Below are 24,683 nucleotides of genomic sequence, written 5' to 3'. Positions count from 1 at the left end.
GGGGCCTCGGGCCCCCGCCCGGGCGCGTACGCACCGAAGCCCCGGGCCTCGCCCTCGAGGTCGCGGGCCGGGTGGTCGCGGGAGCCGTGGTCCCGGCCCGTCGGGGGCATCGGGATCTCCGCGCCCCGGCCCACCGCACGGCGGTGGTGTGCGTCGGCGTCGTCCACGACGACGCACACCCCGGCCGGGCCCGCGCCCGCCATGACGGTCACTCCCGGTGCCCGGCGCGCGCCGAACGTCCGGACGGCGTGCGGTGCGGGGCCGGCCACCGACGGTGACCGGGCGCGTCCGCGGGCGGAAAAGCGGTTGCACGGCCCCGTTAGAATGGCTCGCATGGCCATTCTCCTCGCGCATTAGACGGCGGGAACGCCCTCAGCCGTCCACCGCCACCCCACACCCGCCCAGGAGTCTGTCCGTGATCTCCGCCTCCGGCATCGAGCTGCGCGCCGGTGCCCGCGTCCTCATCGAAAGCGCCACCTTCCGCGTCGCCAAGGGCGACCGCATCGGCCTCGTCGGCCGCAACGGCGCGGGCAAGACCACCCTCACCAAGGTCCTCGCCGGCCAGGGCATCCCCGCCGGCGGCACCGTCACCCGCTCCGGCGAGGTCGGCTACCTCCCGCAGGACCCCCGCACCGGTGACCTCGACGTCCTCGCCCGCGACCGCATCCTCTCCGCGCGCGGCCTCGACGCGCTGATCCGCAAGATGCGCGACAACGAGCAGCGCATCGCCAACGGCCAGGGCGCCACCCGGGAGAAGGCGCTCCGGCAGTACGAGCGCCAGGAGACCGAGTTCCTCACCAAGGGCGGGTACGCCGCCGAGGCCGAGGCCGCCACCATCGCCGCCGCACTGAACCTGCCCGACCGGGTGCTCGGCCAGCCCCTGCACACCCTCTCCGGCGGTCAGCGCCGCCGCGTCGAACTGGCCCGCATCCTGTTCTCCGACGCGGACACCCTGCTCCTCGACGAGCCGACCAACCACCTCGACGCCGACTCGATCGCCTGGCTGCGCGACTACCTCAAGACCTACCGCGGCGGCTTCATCGTGATCTCCCACGACGTCGACCTGGTCGAGACGGTGGTGAACAAGGTGTTCTACCTGGACGCCAACCGCGCCACCATCGACGTCTACAACATGGGCTGGAAGCTCTACCAGCAGCAGCGCGAGGCCGACGAGAAGCGCCGCCGGCGCGAGCGGCAGAACGCCGAGAAGAAGGCCGCCGCGCTCAACGCGCAGGCCGACAAGATGCGCGCCAAGGCCACCAAGACGGTCGCCGCGCAGAACATGGCCCGCCGCGCGGAGAAGCTGCTGTCCGGGCTGGAGGAGGTCCGCCAGTCCGACAAGGTCGCCAAGCTGCGCTTCCCGGAGCCCTCGCCCTGCGGCAGGACCCCGCTGATGGCCGAGGGCCTGTCGAAGTCGTACGGCTCCCTGGAGATCTTCACCGACGTCAGCCTGGCCATCGACAAGGGCTCCCGGGTCGTCATCCTCGGCCTCAACGGCGCCGGCAAGACGACCCTGCTGCGCCTCCTGGGCGGTGTCGAACAGCCCGACACCGGCGCCGTCGTCCCCGGCCACGGCCTCAAGCTCGGCTACTACGCCCAGGAGCACGAGACCCTCGACCCCGACCGCACGGTCCTGGAGAACATGCGCTCCGCCGCGCCCGACATGGACCTCGTCGAGGTCCGCAAGGTGCTCGGTTCGTTCCTGTTCTCCGGCGACGACGTGGACAAGCCGGCCGGTGTCCTCTCCGGCGGTGAGAAGACCCGTCTGGCGCTGGCGACCCTGGTGGTCTCCTCCGCCAACGTGCTGCTCCTCGACGAGCCGACCAACAACCTCGACCCGGCCAGCCGCGAGGAGATCCTCGGCGCGCTGCGCACGTACAAGGGCGCGGTCGTCCTCGTCACGCACGACGAGGGCGCCGTCGAGGCGCTCCAGCCGGAGCGGATCATCCTGCTGCCGGACGGCGTCGAGGACCTGTGGGGCGCCGACTACGCGGACCTGGTCGCCCTCGCCTGAGAGGAGCCGGGCGGGCCGTCCGAAGAGGTGATCCACCGCGTATGGATCATTCGGCCCATCGGTGATCCATCATTCGTGTGAGATCTCCTCATCACGAGGTGTGTCCTACACGCTTTTCGCGGCCGGGCCCCCGGTGAACCGGGGCTCGGCCGTCGCGCCTTTCTGACCTGCCGCTTTGTGGGAGAACCCGTTCGGGGGTACCGCCGACACACTGTGGAATGCCTTATTCCGCATGTGGGGACGTGCTCCCGTCGTCACAACCTTGTCTCACGGACCTTGCCGAATGGGTGGCCATGAGGGCCGGGAGGGGTGATCATGAGGAGACCAGAGCGCACTTCCCATGAGGAGGCACGGGTGGCCGAGACTCTGAAGAAGGGCAGCCGGGTGACCGGCGCCGCGCGCGACAAGCTCGCGGCAGACCTGAAGAAGAAGTACGACGCCGGTGCGAGCATCCGGGCGTTGGCCGAGGAGACCGGCCGCTCGTATGGCTTCGTGCACCGCATGCTCAGTGAGTCGGGCGTCACGCTGCGAGGGCGTGGCGGGGCGACACGGGGCAAGAAGGCCCCCTCGGCCTGACCCCGGGCGTCCACCGTTCCGATGGTGGCCACCCGGTCGGGCAGATGGCCGGCCGGGTGGTTACTGTGCAGTCACTTGACTGACCGCACCCATCGGAGGCGCCCCATGGCTTCGTCCGCCCAGGACCTCGGTCCCGCACTCGACAAGGACGGCGTACGGCTCACCGTCGACGACGCGATCGCCACGGTGACGCTGACCAATCCGGCCAAGCGCAACGCGCAGAGCCCCGCCCTGTGGCGCGCGCTGACCGAGGCGGGCCGGCTGCTGCCCGGCTCCGTCCGGGTCGTGGTGCTGCGCGGGGAGGGCAAGTCCTTCTCCGCCGGGCTCGACCGGCGGATGCTCTCGCCCGAGGGGATCGAGGGCGAGCCGTCGTTCGTCGACCTCGCGCGCCGTGACGACGCCGCGCTGGACGCGACCATCGCCGAGTACCAGGAGGCGTTCACCTGGTGGCGGCGCAGCGACATCGTGTCGATCGCGGCTGTCCAGGGACACGCCATCGGGGCCGGCTTCCAGCTGGCCCTCGCCTGTGACCTGCGCGTCGTCGCGGACGACGTGCAGTTCGCCATGCGCGAGACCGGCCTGGGTCTCGTCCCCGACCTGACCGGCACGCACCCCCTGGTCGGCCTCGTCGGCTACGCCCGCGCGCTGGAGATCTGCGCGACCGGGCGCTTCGTCACGGCCGAGGAGTCCGTGAACACCGGCCTCGCCAACCTCGCCGTGCCCGCGGCCGACCTGGACGCGGCGGTCCGGGACCTGGCCGCCGCCCTGCTGGCGGCCCCCCGCGACGCCGTCATCGAGACCAAGAACCTGCTCCGCGGCGCCCGGGACCGCACCTACGACGAGCAGCGCGCCGCGGAGCGCGCCGCCCAGACCCGCCGTCTCCGCGACCTGGCCGGCCTGGGCGAATAGCCCCGGTCACGCTCCCCCGCACCGCCCCGAGGGCAGTCGTGCCTCCCCGGTGCCTTCCGCTCGGGCGAAGCCGAGGGATGGGGGAGGGCGGGCACCGGGGAGGCCGGCCTCGGGGAACATCGGTGCAGCGGTTATCGGTGAGACCGATCATGGTCGGGGCGCGGGTGCGCCGACCCGGTTCTCGTACTCGCGGCGGGCCTTGCGCTGGGCCGGGACTGCGGGGAGGCCCTGGCCGCCGTCGAGAGGCTGGCAGCGGGCGAGGAGCCCTCGGTGTACGGCGGGGACGGCGCTGACGCGCAGGGTGCAGCCCTGGCCGCGCCGTACGGTCACCCCCTGGTCGAGCGCCGCACGCTCGGCGGGCTCCAACTCCGTGGTGCGGAGGTGGTTGGCGACCTTGCCCGGCATGTCGAGGGTGACCGGCAGCTCCGGGGCGGGCGCGTCTTCCTCGTTGACGGTGTGGTCGGGCAGGAGGCCGGCGACGGCCGTGCGGACGGCGCCGCGGCTGACCCGGTACGCGCGGGCGAGGGCTGCGATGGAGCGCCCTTCCAGGTACGCGGTGCGTACGTCGTCGGTCTTCGAGGCCGCCACCGCGGGGCGGCGCCCGCCCTTGTTGCCCTTGGCCCCGGCGGCGCGCAGCCCGTCGTAGGCCAGCTCGCGCTGGAGGTCGCGCTGGAGTTCGCCGGCGGCGGCGAGGGTCTGCACCATGAACTTCACGGCGGACAGCAGCTCGCCGGTGCGCGGGTGGCGAGCGGTGAGGTCCATCGCGGAGAACGCGCCGTCGTGGATGCGCAGCGCGAGACGGTCACGGTGGAGGACGTCGAGCACGTCGAGGATGTGGTCGGTGCCGCGCACGAGGCGGAGCATCTCGGAGATGTGCACGGTGTCGCCCGGCCGGGCGTAGTCGAGGAGCGCGCGGAACTTCGGCCGCTGGAGGGGGTGGAGGCGGCTGGAGGTCCCCGGTTCTTCCTCGAAGACGACCGCGTCCTCGATCCCGGCCTCGTCCAGGACGGGGTTCTGCCGGGCGGTGGACTGCTGATCGGTCGAAACCCGCTTATGGACCAGGTCCGCCACCGAAGGGCCCCTTCCGTACGGAGGATCGGACCCCGTCTGTCGCCGAACCCTGTCAGCGATCACCAACGGATCCGATGGGATTCCCGCTGCCGCGAACCCCCGGATCGCACGGGCTCATTGGACGCGCCTGCCCCCTGTCGGCAAACGACCGTTTGCCGACAGGGGGGCGAGGCTTGATCCGGCCGTTCGGCCCTCGTGGAGTCCGGGCACGCCCTCGTCCGCCACGCGGGCCTTGTGTATGCACATTGATCTGTGCGGTTCTACGCGTCTTGCCGTGCGGATGCGGGCACGGGTGCGGCAGCTTGGGGCTTGGGTGCGGTGGGTTCGGGCAGGACGCGGAAGAGGAGCCAGCTCAGGGCGGGCATGGCGATCAGGGGGGTGAGGGCGGTCTTCAGGGAGGTGGTGTCGGCGAGGTGTCCCAGCAGGGGGCTGATGAGGCCGCCGATGCTGACGGTGAGGCCGAGGGTGACGCCGCTGGCGGTACCGATGTGGGAGGGCAGGTAGTCCTGGCCGAGGGTGACCTGGAGGGAGAAGGGGACGTACAGGCCGGCTGAGGTGAGGGCCACGAAGAGGAACATGGCCGGGCCGGGTGCGTAGACCACTCCGGTGACGGCGGCGATGGAGAGCAGGTAGGACCAGCGCGAGACGCGGACGCGGTCGTAGCGGTTGGCCAGCGATCCGCCCACGACCGAGCCGACGGCACCGCCCAGGAACAGCAGGAACAGGGCGACGGTGCCCGCGGTGGTGCTGCCCTGCATGCGCTGCTGGGCGTAGAGGGAGATGAAGGTGCTCAGGCCGGTGAAGACGATGGAACGGAAGACGACCGCCAGGGACAGCTTCATGAACGACGCCACATCATCGGCGCCCCGCGGCGTCTCGGTCTTGGCCGTCCCGGCCTCGGGCCGGGCGAGCATCCGGAGCACGGGCACGCACAGGGCGGCGCCGGCGAGCGCCGGGAGGACGAGGACGGGTGTCCAGTGCAAAGAGCCGTGTCCGATCGCGGCCGCGACCATGAGCGGGGCGAGCGCGAAGCCGATGTTGCCGCCGAGGGAGAACCAGCCCATCGCGCTGTGACTGCCCGCGCTGGCCAGCCGGGCTACGCGGGCCGACTCCGGGTGGTAGGCGGCCACGCCGATGCCGGAGACGGCGACGAAGAACAGGGTGAGGCCGTAGGAGCCGCTCAGGCCGCTGAGCGCGATGCCCACCCCGCCCAGCAGGGTGCTGACCGGCAGCAGCCACGGCATCGCCCACCGGTCGGTGAGTGCGCCGAACACCGGCTGGGCCACCGATGACAGCAGGGACGCGGCCAGCACGATGCCGGAGGCGACTGCATAGGTGTAGTCCCGTTCGGCCACGAAGAACGGGATGAGTGCCGCGACGGCACCCTGGTAGATGTCGACGCAGGCGTGTCCCACGGCCAGCAGGGAGATCGATGTATTCCTTTGCACCCCACCCATCCTGGGAGAAGCACCTAGTGTCGCGCTTTCGGTAGATTGACAGATGATGCAGAAAATCCGCCACGAATCCGTTGCGCCGACCCGGACCCAGCGCCTGGTCTCCGGCGGAGAGATCGACGCGCACCGCCATGACGACCACCAGATCGTGTACGCCGGCCGGGGCGCTATCGCGGTGACCACCGACGCCGGTTCCTGGATCGCCCCCGCCACCCGCGCGCTCTGGATCCCCGCCGGCACCGTCCATCAGCACCAGGCCCACGGCGAACTCGATCTCCACCTCGTCGGCCTGCCCATCACCGACAACCCCCTCGGCCTGGACGAACCCGCCGTCCTTACCGTCAGTCCCCTCCTGCGCGAGCTCATCGTCGCCCACACCCGCGACCCCGCCGACGACAGCCCACCCCACCGTCGCCTGCGCGCTGTCATGCTCGACCAGCTCGTCCTCTCCTCTGAACAGCCCCTGCACCTGCCGGTCCCCACCGACCCCCTGCTCCGCGAACTGCACGAGATTCTGCACGCCGACGCGGCCGACAACCGTTCCCTCGACGACCTCGGACGTCAGATCGGCGCCAGCGCACGCACTCTCTCGCGCCGCCTCCGCGACGACCTCGGCCTCACGTACCCCCAGTGGCGCACCCAGATCAGGCTCCATCACGCCCTGATCCTCCTGGCCGACGGCACCCCCGTCACCACCGTCGCCCACCGCTGCGGCTGGTCATCCGCCAGCAGCTTCATCGACGTCTTCCGCCGTACCTTCGGCCATACCCCCGGTACCCGCCCCAGCACCTGACCCGGTCGGCGGACAGGGCCTAGCCCTGTGGGCGACGGCGGCGGCGATGTACTTCGTGGTCCACAGCACGATGGTGTTGAGGACCGGGCCGGGCGCGCCGAGCTGGTCCTCCATGCCGTCGCGGTACGCCTGGTGGATGGTGCCGCGCTTGCCGTGGCACACGTCCCTCGCGAGCTTGTGGCGGGACTCCTGCACGGTGAGCCGGCGGTTCATCTGCCGGCGGTAGGTGTCGTCCACCGGGTCGACCACCCGCAGCAGGTGCTCGGCCCTGGCGATCCGCCCGTACTCGGCGAACGCCGCCCCGAGCGGCGTCGGCGCCCCTCGCGTCCGAACATGCGCAGCAGGTCGTAGGCGCGGACCTGGTTGGTGACCAGGGAACCGGCGGCCTTCAGCATGTCCGGCCAGTGCGTGATCACCTTGTTCAGGCGCACGCGGTTGCGGGCCAGGTCCTCCGCCACGCCGTACGTGCCGGTGGTGACGCCGGGCATCGTGGCCCGCCAGAACCGCTGGTCGTCCAGGTCGCGGAACCGCGGGCTGAAGTTGTAGCCGAGGATCTTGAACAGGTCGAACACCATGTCGGAGTACGAGGCGTTGTCGGTCGCCACCGTCTCCGGCTTCACGCCGCCGTCGAGGTTCAGCAGGGCGTCCAGGATGTGCAGGGAGTCGCGCGGGGTACCGGGGACGACCATCTGCCCGATGCCCGCGACCTGGTCGTTGACGGCGTTGAGCCAGGTGATGCCGCGCTTGAAGCCGAAGTACTTCGGCGACGGGGCGGCGTTGACGGTGCGCACCGGCACCTGGAAGCGCAGTCCGTCCACGGAGGCGAGCAGCCCGTCACCCCAGCGGCGCACGATCGGGATGCCGGCCTGGGCGGTGATGAGAGCTGCGTTCGCCGCGGCGATGGTGCCGGCGCGCAGGCAGTACTGGTCGACGTGCACGAGCCGGGCCCGGGTCAGGGCCTCGTAGCCGGGGTTGACCACCGGGGCCAGGCCGATGTTGCACGCCTCGGACACCAGCAGCGCGACCACCGGGGTGGGCAGGTCCTTCATCCGGGTCTTGCCGTCCCCGAGGTGCACGAACGCGTCGAGGAAGCCGGTCCAGGCGTTCACCTCGAACAGCGGGTCCGGCAGGTCGGCCTTCGGGAGCATCTTCTCGACCCGCCGGCGCAGCCAGGTCAGGGACTTCGGTTCGCCGAGGGCGTCGAGCTTGTCGACGTTCAGCTTCACCCGCCCGTCGTCCTGCACCTCGATGGAGACCTTCGCCGCCGGCCCTGCTTCTTCCAGGCGTGTCGCGAGCTGCTTCCATCCGGCGTCCAGGCCCCGCGCCAGCTCCGCCAAGTGCTCGGTGGCGGGCATGTCCAGGCTCAGGGCCGCCAGGACGTCCTCCTCGACCGCGTCCCAGTCGGGCCGTACAGCAGGCAGGCGCGCGGGTTGGACCAGCGGCGCGAGGGCGAGGCGAAGACGTCGCGGTTGTTCAGGGCCCGGCGCAGCTGCTCCGGTACGCACACCACGTACGCGTCCCGGTCCACCGCGCCCTGCGGCAGAGCGGGGTTGGCATACACCGCCTCCGGACGGCCGGGGCGGCCCCGGTCAGTCGGCCGCCGTGATCAGCACGGCCACCGTGGGCCCGTCCGGGAGCACGGACGCCACCGCCGCCCGAACCTCCCGGGCCACGTCGAGAGCACGGGCGTCCGCCACGACCGCGAGGTCCACGCGCGCGTGACGGCGGGGCAGGGCCGCGCCCCGCCCCGGCTCCCCGGTCAGCCGGACCGACTGCCCCAGCACCTCCGTCAGCCGGCTCACCCCCGCCACCCCGAGCGCCGCCGCGGCGACACGCCCCGCCTCGGGGTCCCCCGGAACCGCCGGCCCGGACGCCCGCTCCCGCCGCGGCGCCGCACCCCGCCCCGGCGCCGCCTCCGGCCCGGGCTCCGCGTCCAGCAGCTCCGTCACCCGCAGATCCACCTCCGCGACGGACAGCCCGATCCCTTCCACCGCCGCTTCGGCCAGCACCGCCCGCAGACGCGCCGCCGTCACCGGTACCGGCCGCGCCGCCGCGGCCGCGAACCCGGCGGTCAGCCGCAACGCCCCCGGCGGCAGCGCGCCCGGCGGAGGCGGTACGACCGCCTCCGCCGCCTCCTGCGCGTCGACGAGCCCGATCCGCACACCGTCCAGCCGTACGTCCGGCGCCTCCCGCGCCACCGTGCGCCGCAGGACCGCCTCCGCCGCCCGCTCCGCGATCCACGCGCCGTCGCACGGCTCTCCCAGGGCCAGGATCCTGCCCAGCCCCACCCGCTGCCGCACCGCCCGAGCCCACCGGTCCGCCGTCATTCCTCCAGCCTGACGCATCCCCTGCGCGGTACCGGGCAACCGCGCATACCGTGGTCGGTGGAGGACGACCGAAGGGACGCACGGCGATGACCGACATGACCGAGGGCGGCTCGGTACGGGCCCCCGACCCGGAGAAGAACCTCCTGGAGACCGCCCCCCGCAGGGACCGGGGAACCCGGCGCGGCGGCGGTGACCCCGCGACCCGCGGCCGCACCACCATCGCCGACGGCGTGGTGGAGAAGATCGCGGGGCTGGCCGCGCGGGACGTGCTCGGCGTGCACGCCATGGGCAGCGGCCTGTCACGGACCTTCGGCGCCGTGCGCGACCGGGTGCCCGGCGGCTCGAAGTCGGCGACGCGCGGGGTGAAGGCCGAGGTCGGCGAGGTGCAGACCGCGCTCGACCTGGAGATCGTCGTCGACTACGGGGTGTCCATCGCCGACGTCGCCAGGGCCGTGCGGGAGAACGTCGTCGCGGCGGTCGAGCGGATGACCGGACTGGAGGTCGTCGAGGTCAACATCGCGGTGAGCGACGTGAAGCTGCCCGAGGAGGAGGACGAGGAGCCGGAGACCCGCATCCAGTGAGACCCGGTGAGCGGAGGAGTACACCATGAACACGGCCGTGGTCGGCATGATCGTCGGCATGGCGTTGGGATTCGCCGGATACTTCGGCGGATTCGGGGCGTTTCTGCTGGTGGCCGCCCTGGGCGCCGTCGGGTTCGTCGTCGGGCGGTTCCTCGAGGGGGACCTGGAACCCGGCGACTTCCTCCGGGCCCGTGACGAACGGCGGCGGTGACGGCGGTGGGCACGGCCGTCGAGCCCGGCCGGGGCCCGGCCGCCGTCGCGGCGGGCGAGCGCGGCGCGACCAGGATCGCCGACCGGGTGGTCGCGAAGATCGCCTCCCGGGCGGCCCGCGAGGCGATCGGCCCCCTGCCGCCGGGCGCCGCCCCCGCGCACGCCACGGTGGTCGTGCGCCACGAGGCGGTCCGGGTCCGGGTGCACGTCGAACTCGGCTACCCCGGCGACATCGGCGGCCGGTGCGCGCGGGTGCGGCGCCGGGTGGTCGACCGGGTGCGCTCCCTGACGGGGATGCACGTGCCGGAGGTCGTCGTCCTGGTGGAACGGCTGCACCTGGCGGCCGCACGGGAAGCGGCCGGGGAGCGGACCCGATGAGCGGACCCGGGGACACGGCCCCGGAGGAGGGCACGCCGCCCGCCCGGAGGCCCGGCGGACACCGGCGCCTCTGGTCGGCCCGCCGGGCCCCCGCGGGTCTGGTCGCGCTGCTGATCCTGCTGGCCGCGGGGGCGTTCCTGTACGACGTCGTCGCCGTACGGGCCCGTCGTCCCGCGCCGGGCTGGCGCCGGGAACTGGCCCGGCAGCTCGCCGGACGGCCCCTGGACGACATCTGGGTGCTGACCGGCGCCGGCGCCGCCACCGCCCTCGGGCTCTGGCTGCTGCTGCTCGCGGCGACCCCCGGCCTGCGCGCCCTGCTCCCGATGCGCCCCACGGACCCCGACGTCCGCGCGGGCCTGCACCGGGACGCCGCCGCCATGGTGCTGCGGGACCGGGCCCTGGAGGTGGCCGGGGTGCGGTCGGTGCGGGTCAGGGTGGGACGTGCCCGGGCGGACGTCCGTGCGGTGTCGCACTTCCGTGACCCGGACGACGTGCGCGCCGACCTGACCGCGGTGCTCGACGACGCGGTGGAGGGGCTGGGTCTGGCCCGGCCGCCCTCGCTGTCGCTGCGCGTACGGCGGCCCGGCCGGAAGGGGCGGTAGCGGTGCTCAAGGGTGTCAACCGGGTGCTGCTGGGGATGGCGGGGCTGGTGCTGGCCGTCCTCGGCGGATCCGTGCTGGCGATCGGGCTGGGGGCGCCGGCGCCCTCCTGGTGGCCGCACGACGGACGGCACGACGTGCTGCTGGACGACGCCGAGCGGACCCGGTGGCGGGACGAGGGCTGGTGGTGGCCGGCCGTCGTCGCCGTGCTCGCCGTCCTGGTCCTGCTCTCCCTGTGGTGGCTGCTCGCGGTGGTGCGCCGGCGACGTCCGGCCGAGGTGCCGCTCGACACCGGGGACGGCGAGGGCGCGTCACTGCGCGGGAGGGCGCTGGAACAGGCCCTCGCCGAGGAGGCGAGCCGCCTGGACGGCGTGGACCGGGCCCACGTCCTCCTCACCGGCCGCCGCAGCACCCCCAGAACGCGCGTCCTGCTCCACCTGCGGCCCCACGCCGACCCCCGGACCACCCTGCGGGCCCTGGCCGAGGGCCCCCTCGCCCACGCCCGCGACTCGGCCGGCCTCCCCGCCCTCCCCACGGAGACCCGCCTGCACGCGGTGAGACACCGCCCGGAACGAGTGACCTAGGGGCGTCGTCCGGATCCTGCCGGTCTCGCGGGGCCCGGTACCGTACCTCTGCCGCGGGCGGTCGTGCCTCCCCCCCCCCGGCGCATCGAGGGCCCGGGAGGCATCCCGTGGACGCCGGGCCGTGCGGCCTCCCCCGCCCGTACCGGCACGGCACGCCCGCCGGCCCCGGCGTCAGAACCCGTGCCGGAAACCCCCGTCCACCGGCAGCATCACGCCGGACAGGTACGACGCCGCCGGCGACAGCAGGAACGCCGCCGTACGCCCGAACTCCTCCGGCGTCCCGTACCGCCGCAGCGGAATCCGCGACTCCGCCGCCTGCCGCGTGGCCTCCGGGTCCGCGGACAACGCGTCCAGCTGCCGCACCCGGTCCGTGTCGATGCGCCCGGGCAGCAGCCCCACCACCCGGATCCCCTGCGGTCCCAGCTCGTCCGCCAGCGACTTCGCGAACCCGGCCAGCCCCGGCCGCAGGCCGTTGGAGATGGTCAGCCCGGGAATCGGCTCGTGCACCGAACCGGACAGCACGAACCCGATGACGCCCCCCGCACCCAGCTCCGCCGCGGCCGTCCGCGCCATCCGCACCGCACCCAGGAACACCGACTCGAACGCCGTCCGCCACTGCTCGTCGGTGGCGTCGGCGACGAACCCCGGCGGCGGCCCGCCCACGCTGACGAGGACGCCGTCGAAGCGCCCGAACCGCTCCCGCGCGGTGGCGATCAGCCGCTCCGGCGCTTCCGGGTCGGCGTTGTCGACGGCCACCCCCGCCGCGTCCGGACCCAGCGCGGACGCCGCCTCGGCGACGGACTCCTCCTCCCGCCCCGTGACGACCACCTTCGCACCGTCGGCGACGAGCTCCCGCGCGGCGGCGTTGCCCAGCCCGCGGGTCGCCCCGGTGACGACGTACACCCGGTCCCTCAGTCCAAGATCCATGGCCCTATCCTGCCCCCTCGTCGCCGAACAGGGCGAGAGCGGTGTTCACCAGGCCGATGTGACTGAACGCCTGCGGGAAGTTCCCCAGCAGCCGCCCGCTCACCGGGTCGTACTCCTCCGCCAGCAGCCCCACGTCGTTGGCGAGCCCCAGCAGCCGTTCGAACAGCTCGCGCGCCTCCCGGGTCCTGCCGGTCATGTGCAGGGCGTCCGCGAGCCAGAACGAGCACACCAGGAACGTGCCCTCCCGGCCGGGCAGCCCGTCGACGGCGTCGGCGTCCGGCGTGTAGCGGTGCACGAGCCCGTCCCGCCCCAGCTCCGCGTGGACCGCGTCGATGGTGCCGAGCACCCGGGGGTCGTCGGGCGGCAGGAAGCCCACCCGGGGGATCAGCAGCAGCGCCGCGTCGAGTTCGCGCGAGCCGTACGCCTGCGTGAAGGTGTTCCGCGCGGGGTCGTACCCCTTCTCGCACACCTCCCGGTGCACCTCGTCGCGCAGCTCCCGCCAGCCCTCCAGGTCCCCGTCGAGCTCCGGGGACTCCTCCAGGGCGCGCACCGCGCGGTCGGCGGCCACCCACACCATCACCTTGGAGTGCACGAAGTGCCGCCGGCCGCCGCGCACCTCCCACAGCCCCTCGTCCGGCTGCCGCCACGCCGTGCGCAGGAAGTCCAGCAGCACCGACTGCAGCGCCCACACGTCCGGCTGCACGGACAGCCCCGAACGCCGGGCCAGCGCCAGGGAGTCCACGACCTCGCCGTACACGTCCAGCTGGAGCTGGTTCACGGCGTCGTTGCCGACCCGTACCGGCGCGGCGCCGCCGAAGCCGGGCAGCCACGCCAGTTCGAACTCCGGCAGCCGCCGCTCGCCCGCGAGCCCGTACATGATCTGCAGGTCCGCCGGATCGCCCGCGACCGCGCGCAGCAGCCAGTTGCGCCAGGCCTCCGCCTCCTCCTTGTACCCGGCGGCCAGCAGCGCGTTCAGGGTCAGCGTGGAGTCGCGCAGCCAGCAGAAGCGGTAGTCCCAGTTGCGCACCCCGCCCGGCTCCTCCGGCAGCGAGGTGGTGGGCGCGGCCACGATGCCGCCGGTGGGACGGTAGGTGAGCGCCTTGAGGGTGATCAGCGACCGGACGACCGCGTCCCGGTGCGGGCCGTCGTAACGGCACCGGGCCGCCCAGGCGCGCCAGTCCGCGACGCTGTGCCGCAGCGAGGAGTACGGGTCGACCAGCGGGGGCCGCGGCTCGTGGGAGGGGTGCCAGGTGAGCACGAACGCGACCTGTTCGCCCTCCCGCACCGTGAACTCCGAGACGGTGGCCCGGTCCTCGCCCCGGGTGTCCACCTCCGGGACGCTGCGCAGCCACGCCGAGTCCGGTCCGGCCACCGCCACCCGGTGGCCGTCCGCCCGGCGCACCCACGGCACGACCGAGCCGTAGTCGAAGCGCAGCCGCAGCGTGCTGCGCACGGTCACCTCGCCCCGTACGCCCCGCACGATCCGCACCAGGTCCGGGGCGAGGTGGCGCTGCGGCATCAGGTCGGTGACCCGTACCGCTCCCCGGGGGGTCTCCCACTCGGTGTCCAGGACCAGCGTGTCCTTGCGGTAGGCACGGCGGGCGCACCGGTCGGCACCGACCGGGGCGATGCGCCAGTGCCCGTTCTCCTCGTCCCCCAGCAGCCGCGCGAAGCAGGCCGCCGAGTCGAAGCGGGGCAGGCAGAGCCAGTCGACCGAGCCGTCCGTGCCCACCAGGGCGGCGGACTGCTCGTCGCCGATGAGCGCGTAGTCCTCGATACGATGCACGGGGTGCGGGTGCCCGGCAGTCCGCCGCGGCAATCCGGGACCGTGGCCGGGGAAGCGGCGGACCGTGCTCCTCCTCGCCGGCCGGGGCCGCTACACCGCCGCCGGCTGCGCCTCCTCGGCGTCCGTCTCCCCGGCCGCCGCCCGGGCCCGCTCCCGCGCCTCGCGGCGGACCAGCACCAGCCAGCCGACCGGCACCGCCGCCGCGAACAGCCACCACTGTATGGCGTAGGCGTAGTTCAGCGCGGAGTTCTCCTCGCCGGGGTCGCCGAGCCGCTCCGGGGTGCCGTCCTTCGGCTCGGGCGCCGTCTGCGCCACATAGCCGCCGAGCACCCGGGCGCCGAGGCGCTTCGCCTCCCGCTCGCTGTTGATCAGCATGATCTGGCGGTCCGGCAGGCCCTCGAGGTCCTTGATGCCGCTCGCCTCGGTCGTCTCGTCCGGCATCAGCCGGCCCTTGATGGTGATCTCGCCGCGCGGCGGCGCGGGGATCTCGGGGAACGCGGTCCGGCCCGCCTCCGCGGGGATCCAGCCCCGGTTGACGAGCAGGACCTTCCCGTCACCGAGGACGAAGGGGGTGAGGACGTGGAAGCCGACCCGGTCGTCGGCGTTGGTGCGGCGGCGGACGACGACCTCGTCATCGGTGTCGAAGCGGCCCTCGGCGGTCACGGTGCGGTACCGCTCGGCGCGGGTCACGGCGTGCCCGGGGGAGGCCAGCCGCTCCACGGGCACCGGGTCGGCGGCCAGCGCGTCGGCGACCAGCCGGTTGCGGGCGTCGCGCTCCTCGTAGCGGTCCATCTGCCATATGCCCAGCCTGATCATCGTAGGGATGAGGAGCAGGGCGACCAGGGTGATGATCACCCATTGGCGGGACAACAGGAAGCGGTACACCCCACGACCGTACAACCCGGCCGCGGGGCGCATTCATGCGGGTACGTCCCCCGCACCCGGCCGACGCGGCGCCGTCGGTTTGCGAGCGCCCTTCCGGCGGCCGACCATGCTGTTTATGACACGTTGCGAAGTGTGCGGGAACGACTACGCGCTGGCGTTCACCGTCGAGACCCAGGACGGTGCCCGTCACGTCTTCGACTCGTTCGCCTGCGCGATCCACCGCATGGCCCCGATCTGCGAGCACTGCCGGGTGCAGATCATCGGCCAGGGCGTCGAGGCCGACGGTCACTGGTACTGCGGCGCCCACTGCGCCCGCGCGGAGGGCAGGGCGGGCATCGTCGACAAGGTGGGGTCGCCGACGTAGGGGTCCGCGCGGCCGCACCGGTGTCCCCGTCAGCCCTCCGACGCGGGTTCGACGTTCCCGAGCAGCTGGCCGAACGCGGCCTCGTCGACGACCGGAGTGCCGTACTGCCGGGCCTTGACCGCCTTGGACGTGCCCGAGTCCGGATCATTGGTGACGAGGAGACTGGTCAGCCGGGACAGGCTGGTGGCGACGTGCAGGCCCGCCTCCGTCGCGCGGTCCTCCAGCAGGTCCCGCTCGGTCGAGGTGTCCCCGGAGAACGCCACCCGCATGCCCTGCTTGAGCCGCGCGCCCGGTTCGTAGCGCCCGGGGTTGGGGTACGGGCACGCGGGCCGCCTGCGGGACGGGCGCCAACCGGCCGGCCGGTGGCCGCCCCGGTCCGCCTGCTGCCCGGTGCGGGGCCCGTCCGTCCACTCGGTCAGCGGCCGGCACTCGAGCAGCGGCAGCCGCACGCCGCCCGCCGCCGCGGCCCGCAGGCTGGGCCGGAACGCCTCCGCCAGCACGCGCGCGTCGTCCAGCGCGTGGTGCGCCCGCCGCTGGACGACACCGAAGTGCGCGGCGAGGGACTCCAGCTTGTGGTTGGGCAGCGGAAGCCTCAGCTCCTTGGAGAGGGCGATGGTGCACAGCCGCTGCTTCACCGGCGCCTCGCTCCGCGCGCGGGCGTACTCCCGGGCGATCATCTGCCAGTCGAAGACCGCGTTGTGCGCGACCAGCACCCGGCCCTCCAGCCGGGCGGCGAACTCCTCGGCGACGTCCTGGAAGAGGGGCGCCCCCTCCAGCACGTCGCTCGTCAGGCCGTGTATCCACACCGGGCCCGGGTCCCGCTCCGGATTGACCATCGTGTACCAGTGGTCCTCGACCTCGCCGCGCGCGTCCAGCCGGTAGACGGCCGCGGAGATGATGCGGTCGTCCCGGGCCAGCCCCGTGGTCTCCACGTCGACGACCGCGTACCCCTGCGGATACGCGGCCGGCCACGGGACGGGGGAGGACGCTGCGGTCGTGAGGTCATCGAGCATGGTTCACGAGGATACGGGCCGGGACCGACACCGCCGACCGACAGGTCCCCCGCGCGGCCCGCGCGTCCGGACGCCGGGAATGTCCGTACGAGTCGGGAAACCCCGTTCACCAGCGGATCGGCACCGGGAGCGCCGTCAGCAGTCCCGACACCGCGACCACCACGCCGAGTGCGTACAGCTCCGCCCGCGCGGGGGAGCACGCGGTCAGCGGGTCCTGCGCGCGGGCCAGCCGGACCCGGGCCCACAGGGCGAGGGCGGCGACCCCGGCCGTCAGGATCACCTTGGCGAGCAGGACCCGTCCGTACGCCGTGTCCGTCAGCTGCCCCAGGACCGTCTCCGGCGGCATCCGGCGCAGCGAACTGCACACGCCCGTCGCGGTGACGGCGGCGAGCAGGACGGCCGCCACGCGCGCGTAGCGCCCCAGCAGCGCGGCGCCCGCCTCCGCCCGCCGCCACAGCCGCAGGGTGCGCAGCGTGTACAGCAGGCCCCCCGCCCAGAGGGACGCGCAGACCAGGTGCACCAGGGTCAGCCCGGAGCCGACGAGCGGGCTGTGCTCGGTCGTCGGATGGGCGCGCAGCGCCTCCGCGACCATCACCGCGGCCAGCGGCCACCCCTGCGTGCCGGGACGGGCGGACGCCGCGCACAGGGCCGCCGCGAGGAAGGCGTTGACCTCCAGGAGGGCGAGTCTGCCGTCCCTGGAGCCGTAGAGGCCGCCGACGTCGATGTCGGCGAGGCCGCCGGGCACCAGGTTGCCGGTGGCCACGACGCAGGCGAGTCCGAGGGCGGCCACGAAGCCGACGGAGTTCGCCGCGGTGGACCAGCCGCGGGGCGCGGCGGGGGGAGCGCCGGGCACGGAACGCGCCAGTCGCCGCACGAACAGCTCGCCGACGGACAGGGAGAGCGCCGCGAACAGCACCGTCCGCAACAGGGCCACGCCCCCGCTGCCGGGCGCGCCGGCCTCCCCGGTGCCGTGCAGCGCGGGCGAGGGACCGAGCAGCGGTATCGACGCGCCCACCCCCACCAGCACGAGCACGGCGACGGCCCGTCCCGGCCCGCTCCGGTCCGCCCCGGCCCTGGATTCCATGAGACTCACCCCAGGATCTTCACAAGCGCGCACAGAACCGGGCAAGTCCGTGGGCGAAGGCGGCTGTTCCGTCGCGGCCGCGGGCAATGGCGCCCCCCAGTGCCCCGAGAAGGCCCGGGAGGCCCCCGGGCGGCACGGGTGGGCGCGGCGGTGTCCCGCCGGCGCCGGCGGGACGCCCCCCGCGGCCCCTCAGGCCCACCGGGCCGGATCGGCCCCCCAGCGACCGGGCGGTCGCGCCCAGTCACGGGGTCCGCCCTCGAACGTCACCGGGGGCAGCGCGTACCGCAGCCTCCCCAGCGCACTGTCCCGCTCCGCGAGCCACCGTCCGGCGGGCACGCCACCGGAGGGCCCGGCGGGCCCGGGAACCGCGCCCTCCAGCAACCACCCGGCCGTCCGCGCCAGCGCCACCCGCACCAGCCGGCTCCCGCCCTCCTCCGCCTGCTCACCGAGCGCCCGCAACACCCCCGCCGCCAGCAGGTACCCCGTGCCGTGATCGAGCGCCTGCGCCGGCAGCGCCCCCGGCCGCCCCTCCGGGGACCCCTCCACCGCCGCGATCCCCGTGGCCGCCTGCACCAGGCTGTCGAACCCCCGCCGGTCACCCCACGGCCCGTACGCGCCCCACGCCGACAGCTGCGCCACCACCACCCCCGGCCGCCGCCCGGCGAGCGCCCCGGGGGCCAGTCCGAAGCGGTCCAGGGCGCCCGGACGGTACCCCGTCACCACCACGTCCGCCGTCGCGAGCAGTTCCTCGAACACCTCCCGGCCGGCCGGGAGGTCCAGCAGCGCCGACCGCTTCCCGAAACCCGTGTCGGCGTGCTGGCCGGCGAGTTCGGGCAGCCCCGGCGGGTCCAGGCGCAGCACGTCCGCGCCGAGCAGGGCGAGCGTGCGGGTGGCGACCGGGCCCGCGATCACCCGGGTGAGGTCCAGCACCCGCAGCCCCGCCGCGGGCAGCAGCGGGTCCCGGCCCACCGGGGCGAGCACCCGCGCGGGGGCCGAGTCCAGCCGCTCGCGTTCCACCAGGGGACGCCCGGCCACCTCCGCGCCCTGCGCGTGCGCCGCCCACTCCCCGGGCGTCCGCACGGCGACGGCGAGACCCCCGGCCGCGTACACCGTCTCCTCGACCTCACGCGCGGACCGCTCCGCGAGCGCCGCGGCCACCGCGTCCGGGTCCTCCGGCACGCCCAGCGCGGACAGCAGCCGGGCCCGGTGGTGCGGGTAGTTGGCGTGCGTGCGCACCCACCCGTCGGCCGTGCGCCAGAACCGGGACAGCGGCGCGAACGTCTCCGGGGCCCGCCCGTCGACCAGCAGGTGCCGTTCGCTGACGAACGCCGTGGCCACCGCCCCGTCGTCCACCCGCACCGCCGGCACCCCGCCGCCCGTCCGCCGCGCCCCCAGCTCGGCGGCGGCCAGCGCGCACGCGCCCGCACAGGCACGCGCCGGCCCCCGCACCGGCAGCCGGGAGGGGAGCGCACCGGGCCGTTCGACGGCCGACACGCGCGCGAGGAGGGCGGGATCGCCGCCCAGGGCGGACCACACGGATGCGAGATCGGTCATGGGCGCACTATGCCGCGGAGGGGGCCGGGCGATCACGCCCGGCCCCCTCCGCCCACGCTCCGTGCGGTTACCGCGTCACCGCGTCCAGCGCGTCGGCCGTGCCCCGGCCGTAGAAGCCGTTGCGGTTCTTCGGGCCCTCGCACACCGCGTCGACCTTGCCGTCGCCGTCGATGTCGTACGGGTCCGTGCACGCGGTGGCGTCGGCCTGCGCGTAGAGCAGGGCCTTCACCAGCGCCGGCGAGGCGTACGGGTGCGTGGACTTGATCAGCGCGGCGACGCCCGCGACGTGCGGGGAGGCCATCGAGGTGCCGGCCATGTAGCCCCACGAACCGCCGGGCAGCGTGCCCAGGATCAGGCCGCTGGTGGCGGGCGCCTGAGGCGTCTGGTACTTCGTCGAGTCACCGCCGGGCGCGGCGATGTCGATCACTCCCCGGCCGTAGTTGGAGAACGACGACTTCAGCCCCTTGGCGCCGGTCGACGCGACCGTCACCACACCCGGCAGCTGGGTCGGGATGTCGAGGCACTCGGACGGGTCGACCACCCGGTCCGACGGGGTGCCGTCGTTCGGGGAGGACGGGTCGGTGATCTCGTCGGCCGCGAGGTCGTAGTTCTCGTTGCCGGCCGCGGCCACGTTCACCGCGCCCTTGCGCTCCGCGTACCGCGACGCCCGGGAGACGGCCTCGACGAGCGCCTTCTGGTCCGGGTCGTCCGTGCAGTTGAAGTACCAGGGGTCGGTGTAATAGCTGTTGTTGGTGACGTCGACCCCGTGTTCGGCAGCCCACACGAAGCCGCACACCACGGCCTCGGTGTAGAAGTAGCCGTCCGGGTTGGACACCTTGATGCCCGACACCTTCACGCCCGGGGCGACACCGGTCATGCCGACGCCGTTCTTCGCGGCGGCGATCTCACCGGCGACGTGCGTGCCGTGCGGGCTCTCCTCGGCGCTCGGCCGCCAGGCGCCGTCGCTGGTGTCCGGCTTGCCCGACACGCAGTTGACCGACGCGGCCCGGTCGAAGTTGGGCGCGATGTCGGGGTGGGTGTCGTCCACGCCGGTGTCGATGACGGCGACGGTCACCTTGTGGCTGCCCAGCGACTTCTCGTGGGCCTTGTCCGCCTTGATGGCCGGCAGGTCCCACTGCAGGCCCTGGAGCGGGTCCTGCCCCTCGGCCGCCGCGGACTCGGCCCGGGCTATCTCGGAGGAGCTGAGCGCCTTCGGGGTGCCCATGTCCGTGGTGGCCGCCGACGGCAGCGGCGCGTTGCGGGTGGCACCGGCCGACTGCACCCCGCGCACCGTGCGGATGGTCTTCGCGAAGTCGGCGTTCGACGAGTGGACGACGATGACGCCGATCTTGTCGTACGACGTCACGATCGTCCCGCCGGCCTTGCCGATCGCCTTCTTCACGTGCGCCGACGTGCCGTGTCCGCCCTTGACGTTGACCACGTAGCTGAGCGGGGCCGCGTCGGCGGAGGCCGTGGCCCGCGGCGCGTCGGCCGGGGCGGCCGTGGCCGTGGTGTGCGGCAGGAAGGCGAGTGCCGTCGCCATGGCCATCCCGGCGGGGACGACGAGCGCGCGGCGGTGGCGCGGGTGAGACGCTGTCATGGGGTCTCCAGTTCGTTCGCGGGTGCGGTGGTACGGGAGGGCGGGGAGCACGGGGCGGCGCGCGTCACTTGACGGCGCGCAGGGCGTCGACGACACCGAAGCCGTAGAAACCGTTGACCCGGCTGCCGCCCTCGCAGGTGGCGTCCTGCACGCCGTCGCCGTCCTGGTCGTACGACTCGGGACAGCCCGGGTTGTTCGCCTGGGCCTTCAGCAGCGCCTGCAGCTGGGCGGGCGTGGCCCGCGGGTGCTCGGACTTCAGCAGCGCGGCGACGCCGGCGGCGTGCGGCGAGGCCATCGAGGTGCCCTGCAGGAAGGCGTACTCGCCGTTCGGCATGGTGGACAGGATGCGGCCGTCCTTCGACGGCGTGTCCGGCAGCTGGTAGCGGCGGTCGCCGCCCGGTGCGGCGACGTCGACGACGCCCTTGCCGTACGTGGAGTAGTACGACTTCAGGTTCTGCACGCCCGTCGCGCTGACGGTGACGACGCCCGGCAGCTGGGTCGGGATGTCGTAGCACTCGCTCGGGTCGATGGTGCGCGTCCCCGGCGTGGTGTCGTTGGGGCTGGAGTCGTCGACGATCGCGTCGGAGGCCAGGTCGTGGTTGGAGTTGCCGGCCGAGGCGAGGTGCAGCGTGCCCTTCCTCTGGGCGTACAGCTGGGCGCGGTTGACCGCGTCGACGATCGCCTTCTGGTCCGGGTCGTCCATGCAGTTGTACAGCCACGGGTCGACGTAGTAGCTGTTGTTCGTGATCTCCACGCCGTGGTCGGCGGCGAACACGAACGCGCAGACGACGTTCTCCGGGTAGAACAGGCCGTTGTCCGGGTCGCTGACCTTGATGCCGGCCACCTTGACGCCGGGCGCGACACCGGCGACGCCGACGCCGTTGCGGGCCGCGGCGATCTCACCGGCCACGTGCGTGCCGTGGTAGTCCTCGTCCGTGTACGGGCGCCAGGCCCCCTCGCTGGTGTCCGCCTTGCCGCCGACGCAGTTGGCCGACTGGGCGGCGGAGAAGTTCGGGGCGAGGTCGGGGTGGGTGTCGTCGACACCGGTGTCGATGACGGCGACGGTCACCTTGCGGCTGCCCGGGTTGATCTTCGCGGCCTTGTCGGCGCCGATCGCCCGCAGGTCCCACTGGTCGGCCTCGAGCGGCTCGCTGCCGGGGGTCTCCGCCGAGGCGGACCGCGTCCGCGCGGCCTCGGCGGCGCTCAGGTAGTCGGCGGCGCCCTCGTCCGTCGTCCCGGCCGCGGTCAGCGGCGCGGTGCGGGTGGCGCCGGCGGACTGGACCCCGCGGGCCTTGCGTATCTCCTTGCCGAAGTCCGGGTTGGCCGAGTGGACGACGATCACGCCGATCCTGTCGTACGTGACGACGACCTTCCCGTCGGCCGCGGCGACCGCCCGCTTCACCGAGGCGATCGTGCGGTGGTCCGCCTTGGTGTTGACGACGTACGCCAGGGCGGGCGCGTCCGCCGCCTGCTCGACCGACACCGTCTGCGGGGCCGCCGAGGCCGCCGCCGGCAGGAAGCCGAGCGAGACGGTCAGGGAGAGCGCGACGGGCACGGCGAGGGCGAGCCGACGTCTGGAACGCAGATGAGCCATGGGGTCTCCACATCATCCGGAAACGGAACCGGCCCGAGCACGGGTGGTGTCCGGGCAGGTACATGACGGGGTGGTGCAGGGTGAAGCTATCCCGCGCTCTCGCTGGTCAGCAATGTTTCGCCGGAAACGGCTTCGGAAAACGCCATGGGAAAAGAACCGCCGGCAGTTGAACCGGTCCTCGCGTGGCGCCGTGCCCTTGGGCAGGAAGCGCGAGGACACTCACCTTCCGTCCCCACCCGAACCAACCCGCAACGCGAGGAGACTCCGTGGCCGCCGAAGCACCGCCCCCCTCGACGGAACAACGCAAACTCCCCACCCCCGAGGAGTTCACCGAGGTGCAGGAGAGCGCTGAGTTCGGTGAACTGCGCCGCTCCCACCGTTCCTTCGCCTTCCCGCTGACCATCGCCTTCATCGTCTGGTACCTGCTGTACGTCCTGCTCTCCAACTACGCGGGCGACTTCATGGGCACCAAGCTGTTCGGCCACATCAACGTCGCCTTCGTCTTCGGCGTCCTGCAGTTCCTCACCACCTTCCTCATCGCGTGGTGGTACTCCCGGCACGCCGCCGCCAAGCTCGACCCCAAGGCCGAGGCGATCAAGACCCGTATGGAGGGCGGCGCATGAGCCCCGCGATCACCCATGTCACCCTCGCCGCGAACGAGGCCAGCGAACACCGCGGGCTCATCATCACGCTGTTCGCGCTGTTCGTCCTCGCGACCCTCGGCATCACCGTCTGGGCGGGCCGGCAGACCAAGGACGCCGCCGACTTCTACGCCGGCGGGCGCCAGTTCAGCGCCTTCCAGAACGGACTCGCGGTCTCCGGCGACTACATGTCGGCCGCGTCCTTCCTCGGCATCGCGGGCGCCATCGCCCTCTTCGGCTACGACGGCTTCCTCTACTCCATCGGCTTCCTGGTCGCCTGGCTGGTCGCCCTCCTGCTGGTCGCCGAGCCCCTGCGCAACTCCGGCCGCTACACCATGGGCGACGTCCTCGCCTACCGCATGCGCCAGCGCCCCGTGCGCACCGCGGCCGGCACCTCCACCATCGTCGTGTCGATCTTCTACCTGCTGGCCCAGATGGCGGGCGCGGGCGTCCTCGTCTCGCTGCTGCTCGGCATCACCTCCGACGCCGGCAAGGTCCTCATCGTCGCCCTCGTCGGCGTCCTGATGATCGTGTACGTCTCCATCGGCGGCATGAAGGGCACCACCTGGGTCCAGATGGTCAAGGCCGTGCTGCTCATCGGCGGCACCCTCCTGATCACCTTCCTGGTGCTGCTGAAGTTCGACTTCAACATCTCCGACCTGCTGGGCAAGGCCGCCGACAACAGCGGCGCGGGCGCGGCCTTCCTGGAGCCCGGCCTGCAGTACGGCGCGAACGGCACCACCAAGCTGGACTTCATCTCCCTCGGCATCGCCCTGGTGCTCGGCACCGCCGGCCTGCCGCACATCCTGATCCGCTTCTACACGGTGCCCAACGCCAAGGCCGCCCGTAAGTCCGTGAACTGGGCCATCGGCATCATCGGCGGCTTCTACCTGATGACCATCGCGCTCGGCTTCGGCGCCGCGGCGCTCATCTCGCGGGACGAGATCATCGCCTCGAACCCGTCCGGCAACACGGCCGCCCCGCTGCTCGCCCTGCACCTGGGCGGCGTCGACTCGACCTGGGGCGCGATCCTGCTCGCCACCATCTCGGCGGTCGCCTTCGCGACGATCCTCGCCGTGGTCGCCGGACTCACCCTCGCCTCCTCGTCCTCCTTCGCGCACGACATCTACGCCAACGTCATCCGCAAGGGCCAGGCCACGGAGAAGGAGGAGATGCGGGCGGCCCGCTGGGCGACCGTCCTCATCGGCATCGTCTCCATCGCGCTCGGCGCCCTCGCCCGCGACCTGAACGTGGCCGGCCTGGTCGCCCTGGCCTTCGCGGTCGCCGCGTCCGCCAACCTGCCGACCATCCTCTACAGCCTGTTCTGGAAGCGGTTCACCACCCAGGGCGCCCTGTGGTCGATCTACGGCGGTCTCATCGTCGCCGTCGGGCTGGTGCTGTTCTCGCCCGTCGTCTCCGGCGACCCCAAGGCGATGTTCCCGGACGTCGACTTCGCCTGGTTCCCGCTGAAGAACCCGGGCATCATCTCCATCCCGTTCGGCTTCCTGATGGGCTGGCTCGGCACCGTCCTGTCCAAGGAGGAGCCGGACGCCGAGAAGTACGCGGAGCTGGAGGTCCGGTCGCTGACCGGCACCGGCGCCCACTGATCCACCCGCTCCGGACGGCCGCGTCGCACGGACCCCAGGAGGTCCCCGCGACGCGGCCGTCCGGCGTCCCGCCCCTCGCTCACGGTGGTTGTCGGCGGCGTCACGTACGCTCACGGGTACGGGACACGAGTG

The 24,683-nt window shown here is 73.4% G+C and carries 24 protein-coding genes and 1 pseudogene; 12 read left to right on the top strand and 13 right to left on the bottom strand.

Annotation, left to right across the window (positions count from 1 at the left end):
* The coding region (locus ABTY20_RS18820) for a VOC family protein (RefSeq protein ID WP_502991838.1) at positions 1 to 203 on the bottom strand (203 nt) is incomplete at its 3' end.
* 212 nt (positions 204 to 415) lie between these two features.
* On the opposite strand from ABTY20_RS18820, the gene abc-f reads away from it, so the two are divergent.
* From abc-f to ABTY20_RS18805, 3 genes are all read left to right on the top strand, one after another.
* Positions 416 to 2,014, top strand: a complete 1,599-nt coding sequence (abc-f, locus tag ABTY20_RS18815) for a ribosomal protection-like ABC-F family protein (RefSeq protein ID WP_351998122.1) — start codon at positions 416 to 418, stop codon at positions 2,012 to 2,014.
* 354 nt (positions 2,015 to 2,368) lie between these two features.
* Positions 2,369 to 2,590, top strand: coding sequence for a helix-turn-helix domain-containing protein (locus ABTY20_RS18810; protein WP_029385158.1), 222 nt, complete (start codon positions 2,369 to 2,371; stop codon positions 2,588 to 2,590).
* Positions 2,591 to 2,695: 105 nt separating this feature from the next.
* The gene (locus ABTY20_RS18805) at positions 2,696 to 3,499 is read left to right on the top strand and encodes an enoyl-CoA hydratase/isomerase family protein (RefSeq protein ID WP_351998121.1); all 804 of its coding nucleotides are present in this window, start codon (positions 2,696 to 2,698) and stop codon (positions 3,497 to 3,499) included.
* Positions 3,500 to 3,646: 147 nt separating this feature from the next.
* Here ABTY20_RS18805 and ABTY20_RS18800 read toward each other — a convergent pair whose 3' ends face one another.
* Positions 3,647 to 4,570 carry a recombinase family protein gene (locus tag ABTY20_RS18800; RefSeq protein WP_351998120.1) on the bottom strand — a complete coding sequence of 308 codons (924 nt, stop codon included), beginning with the start codon at positions 4,568 to 4,570 and terminating at the stop codon, positions 3,647 to 3,649.
* Between the two features lie 260 nt (positions 4,571 to 4,830).
* A complete protein-coding gene (locus ABTY20_RS18795; RefSeq protein WP_351998119.1) occupies positions 4,831 to 6,018 on the bottom strand; it encodes an MFS transporter in 1,188 nt (395 codons plus the stop codon).
* A gap of 52 nt (positions 6,019 to 6,070) precedes the next feature.
* On the opposite strand from ABTY20_RS18795, the gene ABTY20_RS18790 reads away from it, so the two are divergent.
* Positions 6,071 to 6,817, top strand: a complete 747-nt coding sequence (locus ABTY20_RS18790; RefSeq protein ID WP_351998118.1) for an AraC family transcriptional regulator — start codon at positions 6,071 to 6,073, stop codon at positions 6,815 to 6,817.
* A 33-nt stretch (positions 6,818 to 6,850) separates the two neighbouring features.
* Here ABTY20_RS18790 and ABTY20_RS18785 read toward each other — a convergent pair.
* Together ABTY20_RS18785 and ABTY20_RS18780 are read right to left on the bottom strand one after the other, a co-directional pair.
* Positions 6,851 to 8,345: pseudogene (locus ABTY20_RS18785) on the bottom strand (Tn3 family transposase); the annotation flags it as partial.
* 61 nt (positions 8,346 to 8,406) lie between these two features.
* Complete coding sequence (locus tag ABTY20_RS18780; RefSeq protein ID WP_351998117.1) at positions 8,407 to 9,144, bottom strand: nucleopolyhedrovirus P10 family protein; 738 nt, start codon at positions 9,142 to 9,144, stop codon at positions 8,407 to 8,409.
* Between the two features lie 86 nt (positions 9,145 to 9,230).
* Between ABTY20_RS18780 and ABTY20_RS18775 the strand changes: the two genes are divergently transcribed.
* Genes ABTY20_RS18775 through amaP form a run of 5 tightly spaced genes read left to right on the top strand, consistent with a single transcriptional unit; the run spans position 9,231 to position 11,496 of the window.
* Positions 9,231 to 9,725, top strand: a complete 495-nt coding sequence (locus tag ABTY20_RS18775) for an Asp23/Gls24 family envelope stress response protein (RefSeq protein WP_351998116.1) — start codon at positions 9,231 to 9,233, stop codon at positions 9,723 to 9,725.
* Between the two features lie 25 nt (positions 9,726 to 9,750).
* A complete protein-coding gene (locus ABTY20_RS18770) occupies positions 9,751 to 9,936 on the top strand; it encodes a hypothetical protein (RefSeq protein WP_351998115.1) in 186 nt (61 codons plus the stop codon).
* Positions 9,933 to 10,313 (top strand): hypothetical protein, encoded by a 381-nt coding sequence (locus tag ABTY20_RS18765; RefSeq protein WP_351998114.1) that lies wholly within the window; start codon positions 9,933 to 9,935, stop codon positions 10,311 to 10,313. The genes ABTY20_RS18770 and ABTY20_RS18765 overlap by 4 nt, the downstream gene beginning before the upstream one ends.
* The gene (locus ABTY20_RS18760) at positions 10,310 to 10,915 is read left to right on the top strand and encodes a DUF6286 domain-containing protein (RefSeq protein WP_351998113.1); all 606 of its coding nucleotides are present in this window, start codon (positions 10,310 to 10,312) and stop codon (positions 10,913 to 10,915) included. Before ABTY20_RS18765 ends, ABTY20_RS18760 begins: the two co-directional genes overlap by 4 nt.
* Before the next feature lie 2 nt (positions 10,916 to 10,917).
* Entirely contained in the window at positions 10,918 to 11,496 is a 579-nt protein-coding gene (gene amaP, locus ABTY20_RS18755; protein ID WP_351998112.1) for an alkaline shock response membrane anchor protein AmaP, read from the top strand.
* A gap of 171 nt (positions 11,497 to 11,667) precedes the next feature.
* Here amaP and ABTY20_RS18750 read toward each other — a convergent pair whose 3' ends face one another.
* The 3 genes from ABTY20_RS18750 to ABTY20_RS18740 all read right to left on the bottom strand — a co-directional run bounded on the left by ABTY20_RS18750 (position 11,668) and on the right by ABTY20_RS18740 (position 15,094).
* Positions 11,668 to 12,423: an SDR family oxidoreductase gene (locus ABTY20_RS18750; RefSeq protein ID WP_351998111.1), complete on the bottom strand. Its 756-nt coding sequence runs from the start codon at positions 12,421 to 12,423 to the stop codon at positions 11,668 to 11,670.
* Positions 12,424 to 12,427: 4 nt separating this feature from the next.
* Positions 12,428 to 14,209 (bottom strand): glycoside hydrolase family 15 protein, encoded by a 1,782-nt coding sequence (locus tag ABTY20_RS18745; RefSeq protein WP_351998110.1) that lies wholly within the window; start codon positions 14,207 to 14,209, stop codon positions 12,428 to 12,430.
* Between the two features lie 90 nt (positions 14,210 to 14,299).
* Positions 14,300 to 15,094 carry an SURF1 family cytochrome oxidase biogenesis protein gene (locus ABTY20_RS18740; protein ID WP_351998109.1) on the bottom strand — a complete coding sequence of 265 codons (795 nt, stop codon included), beginning with the start codon at positions 15,092 to 15,094 and terminating at the stop codon, positions 14,300 to 14,302.
* A 115-nt stretch (positions 15,095 to 15,209) separates the two neighbouring features.
* On the opposite strand from ABTY20_RS18740, the gene ABTY20_RS18735 reads away from it, so the two are divergent.
* A complete protein-coding gene (locus tag ABTY20_RS18735) occupies positions 15,210 to 15,458 on the top strand; it encodes a metallothionein (protein WP_351998108.1) in 249 nt (82 codons plus the stop codon).
* Positions 15,459 to 15,487: 29 nt separating this feature from the next.
* Here ABTY20_RS18735 and ABTY20_RS18730 read toward each other — a convergent pair whose 3' ends face one another.
* The 5 genes from ABTY20_RS18730 to ABTY20_RS18710 all read right to left on the bottom strand — a co-directional run bounded on the left by ABTY20_RS18730 (position 15,488) and on the right by ABTY20_RS18710 (position 22,303).
* Complete coding sequence (locus tag ABTY20_RS18730; RefSeq protein WP_351998107.1) at positions 15,488 to 16,471, bottom strand: DEDDh family exonuclease; 984 nt, start codon at positions 16,469 to 16,471, stop codon at positions 15,488 to 15,490.
* Positions 16,472 to 16,577: 106 nt separating this feature from the next.
* Positions 16,578 to 17,555, bottom strand: a complete 978-nt coding sequence (locus ABTY20_RS18725) for a CopD family protein (protein ID WP_351998106.1) — start codon at positions 17,553 to 17,555, stop codon at positions 16,578 to 16,580.
* 189 nt (positions 17,556 to 17,744) lie between these two features.
* The gene (locus tag ABTY20_RS18720) at positions 17,745 to 19,109 is read right to left on the bottom strand and encodes a CoA transferase (RefSeq protein WP_351998105.1); all 1,365 of its coding nucleotides are present in this window, start codon (positions 19,107 to 19,109) and stop codon (positions 17,745 to 17,747) included.
* Between the two features lie 67 nt (positions 19,110 to 19,176).
* Positions 19,177 to 20,709: a S8 family peptidase gene (locus ABTY20_RS18715; RefSeq protein WP_351998104.1), complete on the bottom strand. Its 1,533-nt coding sequence runs from the start codon at positions 20,707 to 20,709 to the stop codon at positions 19,177 to 19,179.
* A gap of 64 nt (positions 20,710 to 20,773) precedes the next feature.
* Positions 20,774 to 22,303, bottom strand: a complete 1,530-nt coding sequence (locus ABTY20_RS18710; RefSeq protein WP_351998103.1) for a S8 family peptidase — start codon at positions 22,301 to 22,303, stop codon at positions 20,774 to 20,776.
* A 266-nt stretch (positions 22,304 to 22,569) separates the two neighbouring features.
* Here ABTY20_RS18710 and ABTY20_RS18705 point away from each other — a divergent pair, with 266 nt between their 5' ends.
* Complete coding sequence (locus tag ABTY20_RS18705; protein ID WP_351998102.1) at positions 22,570 to 22,926, top strand: DUF485 domain-containing protein; 357 nt, start codon at positions 22,570 to 22,572, stop codon at positions 22,924 to 22,926.
* The gene (locus ABTY20_RS18700; protein ID WP_351998101.1) at positions 22,923 to 24,551 is read left to right on the top strand and encodes a monocarboxylic acid transporter; all 1,629 of its coding nucleotides are present in this window, start codon (positions 22,923 to 22,925) and stop codon (positions 24,549 to 24,551) included. The genes ABTY20_RS18705 and ABTY20_RS18700 overlap by 4 nt, the downstream gene beginning before the upstream one ends.
* Positions 24,552 to 24,683: the final 132 nt, after the last annotated feature.

The organism is Streptomyces sp. NPDC126497, from assembly GCF_040302425.1.
In the GTDB taxonomy this organism is placed as follows: Bacteria; Actinomycetota; Actinomycetes; order Streptomycetales; family Streptomycetaceae; genus Streptomyces.
Note: the sequence above shows the minus strand (reverse complement) of the source record. Positions and strands in the feature narration are given on the sequence as shown.

Coding starts and splice junctions, on each gene's coding strand:
- ABTY20_RS18805 (WP_351998121.1), top strand. CDS start 2,696: ATGGCTTCGTCCGCCCAGGACCTCGGTCCCGCACTCGACAAGGACGGC.
- ABTY20_RS18790 (WP_351998118.1), top strand. CDS start 6,071: ATGATGCAGAAAATCCGCCACGAATCCGTTGCGCCGACCCGGACCCAG.
- ABTY20_RS18780 (WP_351998117.1), bottom strand. CDS start 9,144: ATGACGGCGGACCGGTGGGCTCGGGCGGTGCGGCAGCGGGTGGGGCTG.
- ABTY20_RS18775 (WP_351998116.1), top strand. CDS start 9,231: ATGACCGACATGACCGAGGGCGGCTCGGTACGGGCCCCCGACCCGGAG.
- ABTY20_RS18770 (WP_351998115.1), top strand. CDS start 9,751: ATGAACACGGCCGTGGTCGGCATGATCGTCGGCATGGCGTTGGGATTC.
- ABTY20_RS18760 (WP_351998113.1), top strand. CDS start 10,310: ATGAGCGGACCCGGGGACACGGCCCCGGAGGAGGGCACGCCGCCCGCC.
- ABTY20_RS18750 (WP_351998111.1), bottom strand. CDS start 12,423: ATGGATCTTGGACTGAGGGACCGGGTGTACGTCGTCACCGGGGCGACC.
- ABTY20_RS18735 (WP_351998108.1), top strand. CDS start 15,210: ATGACACGTTGCGAAGTGTGCGGGAACGACTACGCGCTGGCGTTCACC.
- ABTY20_RS18730 (WP_351998107.1), bottom strand. CDS start 16,471: ATGCTCGATGACCTCACGACCGCAGCGTCCTCCCCCGTCCCGTGGCCG.
- ABTY20_RS18725 (WP_351998106.1), bottom strand. CDS start 17,555: ATGGAATCCAGGGCCGGGGCGGACCGGAGCGGGCCGGGACGGGCCGTC.
- ABTY20_RS18720 (WP_351998105.1), bottom strand. CDS start 19,109: ATGACCGATCTCGCATCCGTGTGGTCCGCCCTGGGCGGCGATCCCGCC.
- ABTY20_RS18715 (WP_351998104.1), bottom strand. CDS start 20,709: ATGACAGCGTCTCACCCGCGCCACCGCCGCGCGCTCGTCGTCCCCGCC.
- ABTY20_RS18710 (WP_351998103.1), bottom strand. CDS start 22,303: ATGGCTCATCTGCGTTCCAGACGTCGGCTCGCCCTCGCCGTGCCCGTC.
- ABTY20_RS18700 (WP_351998101.1), top strand. CDS start 22,923: ATGAGCCCCGCGATCACCCATGTCACCCTCGCCGCGAACGAGGCCAGC.